The sequence below is a fragment of the Streptomyces sp. NPDC002057 genome (assembly GCF_040296665.1).
Taxonomy (GTDB): domain Bacteria; phylum Actinomycetota; class Actinomycetes; order Streptomycetales; family Streptomycetaceae; genus Streptomyces.
Genome location: NZ_JBEOXR010000008.1, coordinates 132,108 through 138,107 on the forward strand (window position 1 = coordinate 132,108; position 6,000 = coordinate 138,107).

The 6,000-nt window shown below is 73.4% G+C and carries 7 protein-coding genes; 4 read left to right on the forward strand and 3 right to left on the reverse strand.

The window, feature by feature from the left end:
• The first annotated feature begins 17 nt into the window (after positions 1 to 17).
• Complete coding sequence (locus ABT129_RS09720) at positions 18 to 620, forward strand: hypothetical protein (RefSeq protein ID WP_351898802.1); 603 nt, start codon at positions 18 to 20, stop codon at positions 618 to 620.
• Positions 621 to 784: 164 nt separating this feature from the next.
• Positions 785 to 2,104 carry an MFS transporter gene (locus tag ABT129_RS09725; RefSeq protein WP_351898805.1) on the forward strand — a complete coding sequence of 440 codons (1,320 nt, stop codon included), beginning with the start codon at positions 785 to 787 and terminating at the stop codon, positions 2,102 to 2,104.
• Between the two features lie 36 nt (positions 2,105 to 2,140).
• Here ABT129_RS09725 and ABT129_RS09730 read toward each other — a convergent pair whose 3' ends face one another.
• Positions 2,141 to 2,395: a hypothetical protein gene (locus tag ABT129_RS09730; protein WP_351898808.1), complete on the reverse strand. Its 255-nt coding sequence runs from the start codon at positions 2,393 to 2,395 to the stop codon at positions 2,141 to 2,143.
• 62 nt (positions 2,396 to 2,457) lie between these two features.
• On the opposite strand from ABT129_RS09730, the gene map reads away from it, so the two are divergent.
• Positions 2,458 to 3,315, forward strand: a complete 858-nt coding sequence (gene map / locus ABT129_RS09735) for a type I methionyl aminopeptidase (protein ID WP_351898811.1) — start codon at positions 2,458 to 2,460, stop codon at positions 3,313 to 3,315.
• A gap of 200 nt (positions 3,316 to 3,515) precedes the next feature.
• Positions 3,516 to 4,166, forward strand: a complete 651-nt coding sequence (locus ABT129_RS09740) for a biliverdin-producing heme oxygenase (protein WP_351898814.1) — start codon at positions 3,516 to 3,518, stop codon at positions 4,164 to 4,166.
• Positions 4,167 to 4,207: 41 nt separating this feature from the next.
• Here the strand turns inward: ABT129_RS09740 and ABT129_RS09745 are convergent, their stop codons facing one another.
• Both ABT129_RS09745 and ABT129_RS09750 read right to left on the reverse strand, forming a co-directional pair.
• Entirely contained in the window at positions 4,208 to 4,876 is a 669-nt protein-coding gene (locus ABT129_RS09745; RefSeq protein WP_351898817.1) for a PhzF family phenazine biosynthesis protein, read from the reverse strand.
• An 83-nt stretch (positions 4,877 to 4,959) separates the two neighbouring features.
• A partial coding sequence (locus ABT129_RS09750; protein WP_351898820.1) for an HtaA domain-containing protein occupies positions 4,960 to 6,000 on the reverse strand: 1,041 nt, incomplete at its 5' end.

Consider the following 6,000-nt stretch of genomic DNA (forward strand, 5'->3'; position numbering starts at 1 on the left):
GTGCAGGATGCGGGCCCATGGATGCCGTACGGGTCGCGTTGCTGCGGGAAGTGCTCGCCGGGACGGAGTGGCCCCGGGCGGCGCGCCGGTTCGCGGGCGCGCTCCGGTCCTCGGTCGTCCCGCACCGGGGCGGGCTGCTCCTGGTCGGTACGGAGGAGTACGAGCCCTGGCACCTGGCGGCGCACCTGGTCGACGAGTCGGCCTGGTCGGGGCTGCCGGAGCTGGCGCCGACGCTGGTGCGGCACCGGGTGCGGCCGGGGGATCCGGCGCACCTGGCGGTCGGCCTGGGGCGCCTGGAGGCGGCGGGGCGCGGGGCGACGCTGCTGATGGTGGCGCCGGAGCGGCCGGACGCGGGGCTGCTGCAGCGGGTGCACGACGCGCGGCGGGCGGGGGCGACGGTGCTCGCGCTCGACGGGGGTGACGAGGAGGTCCGGGGGCTCGCGCACGAGACGCTCACGGTGGCGGAGGGGGCCGAGGTGGACCTGGACACGGTGCAGCACCTGGTGAGCGCGGCGGCGGGCGAGAACAGCCTGCCGTCGCCGCGCGGGAACCGGCGCTTCCGGGACCGGCTCTCGGGCCTCGCGGACCGGCTGACGGCCCCTCCGCCGGCCCGCTGGTAGGCGCGGGTCGCCGATCGACGACCGGTGGCCGGTGGCCGGTGGCCGCTGAGCCGTGAGGGGCGTCGCCGACCGGTGGCGCGGTGACCCGTGAGGGGCTGTCGCCGAGCGGTGCTGACGGGTAATTAGGTTGCCTTCGGCACCCTCTGGCCGGAACATGACCCTTCGTGTCCTCCGCGCTCTCCAAGTTCTCCGCCCTGCTGCCCGATACCGCGCCCTGGCGCGAGTCACGCGACTTCCGGCTCCTCTGGGTCCAGGGGCTCGTGACGTTCTTCAGCAGCGCGATGGCGATGATCGCCCTGCCGCTGCAGATCAAGGAGCTGACGGGTTCACCGCTCGCGGTCGGCGCGATGGGCGCGGTCGAGCTGGTCCCGCTGATCGTGTTCGGCCTGTACGGCGGGGCGCTCGCCGACGCGGTCGACCGGCGGCGGGTGATCCTCTGGACCGAGGCGGGGCTCGGGCTGCTCGCGGGTCTCCTGCTGGTCAACGCGCTGCTGCCGGAGCCGATGCTCTGGCCGCTCTACGTGGTCGCGGCCGGGGTGTCGGCGCTCGCCGGCCTCCAGCGTCCCGCGCTCGACTCGCTGTTCGCCCGGATCGTGCCGCACGAGCACCAGACGGCGGCGGCCGCGCTGAACTCGCTGCGCTGGCAGATCGGCGCGATCGCGGGCCCGTCCATCGCGGGTCTGGTCGTCGCGTTCGCCGGTCACGCGCCCGCGTACGGGGTGACGGTCGCCGGTTTCGCGGCCTCGGTCCTGATGTGCCGCCGCCTCTCCCCCGCCCCGCCCGCCCACGACGCGGAGAAGCCCTCGCTGCGGGGCATCGCGGAGGGGGCCCGGTACGCCTGGTCGCGGCCGGTGCTGCTCGGCACGTACGCGATCGACCTCGCGGCGATGTTCTTCGCCTTCCCGAACACGATCTTCCCGTTCCTCGCGGACGAGCTGGACGCGGACTGGTCGCTCGGCCTGATGTACGCGGCGGGCTCGGTCGGCTCGCTGGTCCTCGGCCTGACCAGCGGCTGGACCGCGAAGGTACGGCGCCACGGGCTGCTCGTCGCCGCGGGCGCCACCGGCTGGGGCCTGGCCATCGCGGCGGCCGGCTGGTTCGGGAACATCTGGCTCGTCCTGCTCTGCCTGGCCTTCGCCGGGGCCGGGGACATGCTGAGCGGGCTGGGCCGCTCGACCATCTGGAACCAGACGATCCCGGAGGAGCTGCGCGGCCGGCTCGCCGGCATCGAGGTGCTCTCCTACAGCGTCGGCCCGCAGCTCGGCCAGGTCAGGGCGGGCGCGATGGCGGGCTGGACCGGCACCCGGTCCGCGGTCTGGACGGGTGGCGTGGCCTGCGTCGCCTCGGTGGGGCTGCTCTGCCTGGCCCTGCCGAAGCTCCTGAGGTACGACTCCGAGACCGACGAGGACTCGCTCCGCCGCAAGGCCCAGCAGGAGGCGGCCCAGCGGGAGGCGGCGCGGCCGGAGGCGGCCGGGACCGTCTGAGCGGTCCCGGCGGCCCCCGCCGCCATGGCGCGGGGGCTACCCGGGCGTCCCGTCCTTCCCGGCGTCCGGCGCCCCGTCCTTCCCGGCGCCGTCGTGCCAGCGCGGGTCGGTCTCCCACTCCAGGTTCCGCTCGCGGGCGGTCTCCATCGCGTGGGAGGCCTCCTCACGGGTGGCGTACGGGCCGAAGCGGTTCTTCGCCGGGCAGTCGGGGCCCTCTTCGACCTTCTTGTGCTCCAGGCAGTAGTACCACTCGCCCGGTTTGCCCGCGGCGCGCTTCTTGAACAGGGCCATCGTCGTCGGCTCCTTCCCTTGGGACCATGCTGCCCCAAGACCCGGTCGTTAGACTCGCTGGCATGTCTGGCCAGTCGCTTCTCGTACCGGGGGAGCTCTCCCCCCATCGCTCCGTCCCGGGCTCCATCCGCCGCCCCGAGTACGTCGGGAAGCCCGCCCCGGCCCCGTACACCGGGCCCGAGGTGCAGGATTCCGACACCGTCGAACGGATGCGGATCGCAGGCCGCATCGCCGCCCAGGCGATGGAGGAGGCCGCCAAGCACATCGCCCCGGGTGTCACCACCGACGCGCTCGACCGGGTCGCGCACGAGTTCATGTGCGACCACGGCGCCTACCCCTCGACCCTCGGCTACCGCGGGTTCCCGAAGTCGCTGTGCGCCTCGGTCAACGAGGTCATCTGTCACGGCATCCCCGACTCGACCGTCCTGCGGGACGGCGACATCGTGAACCTCGACGTGACGGCGTACATCAACGGCGTCCACGGCGACAACAACGCCACCTATCTCTGCGGTGACGTCGACGAGGAGTCGCGGCTCCTCGTGGAGCGGACCCGGGAGTCCCTGAACCGCGCGATCAAGGCGGTGCGGCCCGGCCGTCAGATCAACATCATCGGGCGGGTCATCGAGTCGTACGCCAAGCGCTTCGGCTACGGAGTCGTCCGCGACTTCACCGGGCACGGCATCAACTCGTCCTTCCACTCCGGGCTGATCGTCCCGCACTACGACTCGCCCCACCACACCACCGAGATCAAGACCGGCATGACCTTCACGATCGAGCCGATGCTGACCCTCGGCACCCACGACTACGACATGTGGGACGACGGCTGGACCGTGGTGACCAAGGACCGGAAGCGGACCGCGCAGTTCGAGCACACCCTCGTCGTGACCGAGACCGGGGCGGAGATCCTCACCCTGCCCTGAGCCGGCGCACATCCCCATGAATCGGCGTGAATCCCTCTGGATTCACGCCGATTCGCATGTACTCCCCCTCCGCACGTTGCTCCGCGCTCGCGAAGGGGTAGCGTTTTTACCGACAGGACGTCGGGAAGCAGTTGACTTAGGTAAGCCTAACTTGGCAGGATCGTCACTGGTTCCCGTCCCATCGGTCCCGGAGGCACGCCTTGGACACGCCCTTCTCCACGCTCATCCGTACGGCTTCGCACGAGCAGCACACGGAAGCGGAGACGTCGTCCTTCATGGGCGACCTCCTGGGCGGGCGCCTGGGCGTCGACGCCTACGCGCGCTACACCGAGCAGCTCTGGTTCGTGTACCAGGCCCTGGAAGCGGGCGCGGAGGCCCTGCGCGACGACCCGGTCGCCGGGCCGTTCATACAGACCGAGCTCTTCCGCACCGCCGCCCTGGAGCAGGACCTCGCCCACCTGCGGGGCCCCGACTGGCGCGCCGGGGTCTCCCCGCTGCCCGCCACCGTCGCCTACGCCGAACGGGTCGCCGAGTGCGCCCGTGACTGGCCCGCCGGGTACGTGGCCCACCACTACACCCGCTACCTGGGCGACCTGTCGGGCGGCCAGATCATCCGCGACAAGGCGGAGCGCACCTGGGGCTTCGCGCGCAAGGGCGACGGCGTCCGGTTCTACGTCTTCGACGAGATCACGAACCCGGCCGCGTTCAAGCGGGCCTACCGGGAGCTGCTCGACGGGGTGAACGCCGACGACCTGGAGAAGCAGCGGATCGTCGACGAGTGCAAGCGCGCGTTCGCCTTCAACAGCGCGGTCTTCCACCAGCTGGGCGGGGAGTTCTCCCTCAGCGCGTGACCCCGCGGGGCCTCGGGCCCCGCACGGGACCGCCCGCGCGCTCAGCGCGTGAGCGGCCCCTCCAGGCGGACCCGTCCGCCGAGTTCCACGATTCCGTCAGGGCCGGGGGCAGTGAGCAGCTGCGAACCCCGGCCCTGCGTGATGTTCAGGGCCCGTCCCAGCTCCGCCGTGAGCAGCAGCGCCGCCGCGCCGGTCGCCTCGTCCTCGTCGACGCCGTCACCGCGCCCCGGGAAGGCCCGCGCCCTGATCCGGCCCGCCGCCTCCTCCTCCCAGGCCCAGGCGTAGATCCACTCTCCCGGCGGGGGCACGTCGAGCGCCTCCACCTCGGCGGCGGAGGCGTACTGACGCAGGGTCCGCGGCGGCGCCCACTCCGCGCGCGCCTCGATCCAGGTGAACTCCCCGTCGCCGCGCACCCACACCTCGCCCGCGGGCGGGCGGATGACCTCCAGGTCGAGCAGCCAGGCGGCGCCGACCAGCGGATGCCCGGCGAACGGCAGCCGCACACCGGGGGCGTAGATGTCGACGATCCCGCGCTCCGGGTCGTCCACGAACACCGTCTCGCTGAACCCGAGCTCCTTGGCGAGCGCCTGCCGGGAGGCCTCGTCGGGGTGGGTACGGGCGTCCCGGACGACTCCGAGGGCGTTGCCGTACCTGCCGTCGCCCGCGCAGAAGACCCGGAGGACGTCGATGTCAGTGGCGGTCGTGTCCATGGCGGAAATTGAACCATCCGCGGGAAGGCGGCAGGGCCGCACCCGGGGAACGGGTGCGGCCCTGCCCGGTGGGGGGAGGCGGTTCAGGAGCCCGTCGCGCGGCGGCGCACGGCGACGACGACGCCCGCGCCGGCCGCCACGGTCAGGGCGGAGGTGGTGAGGAGGAGGGTGGTCGAGACCTCGGCGCCGGTGGCGGCGAGTGAGCCGCCGCCGGTGGACGAACCGCCGACCGTGCCGGAGCCACCGGCGGTGCCGCCGGAGCCGCCGACCGTACCGGCACCGCCGGCCGTGCCGCCGCCGACGGTGCCACCGCCGCCCACGGTTCCGCCGCCGCCCGTGGTGGACGAGCCGGAGCCGCCGGACGTGCCCGAACCGCCGGTGCCGGAGCCACCGGTGCCGGAGCCGCCGGAGTCACCGGTACCGCCGGTGGTCGGGGGCAGCGTGGCGTCGTCGCCGTACGCGAGGCTCACGGTCAGCGCGTCGAGCTCGGTGCCGGCCGGGTATCCGCCCTGGCCGCCGGGGGCGCTGAACGTGGCCGAACCGGCCTCCGTCAGCGTCGCCGGGACGTTCGCGAGGGTGACGACGTCGTCCTTCACGGCCCAGTCGGACTTCGACAGGTCGAGGGAGGCGAGGGCCACGTCGTTCCGGGTGCCCTGGGCGCTGGTGACGTCGGCGGACAGCGTGCCGGTGGTGCCGGACGCCTTCACCTTCAGGTCACCGACGGTCCAGGCGATGCCGTGGGCGTTGCAGAGGAAGGCGACCTTGCCGGAGAAGGCGGCGTCGACCTTGCGGGCGTCGGCGTCGAGTTCGGCCTTGACGAAGCCGAAGTCGTAGGCGGAGCCGTTCTTCTTCGCGCCCTCGGAGGCGGTGACCGTACCGCCGCAGATCTGCCCGACGTACCGCTGCCAGCTCTCCTTGACCCCCCAGGTCAGCTTGCCGTTGACGACCACGGGCGGGGCGGTGGTGGGCGGCTGGCTGGTCGGCGGGGCGGTGGTGGGGGGCTCGGTGGTCGGCGGGGCCGTGGTCGGAGGCTCGGTGGTCGGCGGGGCCGTGGTCGGAGGCTCGGTGGTCGGCGGGGCCGTGGTCGGAGGCTCGGTGGTCGGCGGGGCCGTGGTCGGAGGCTC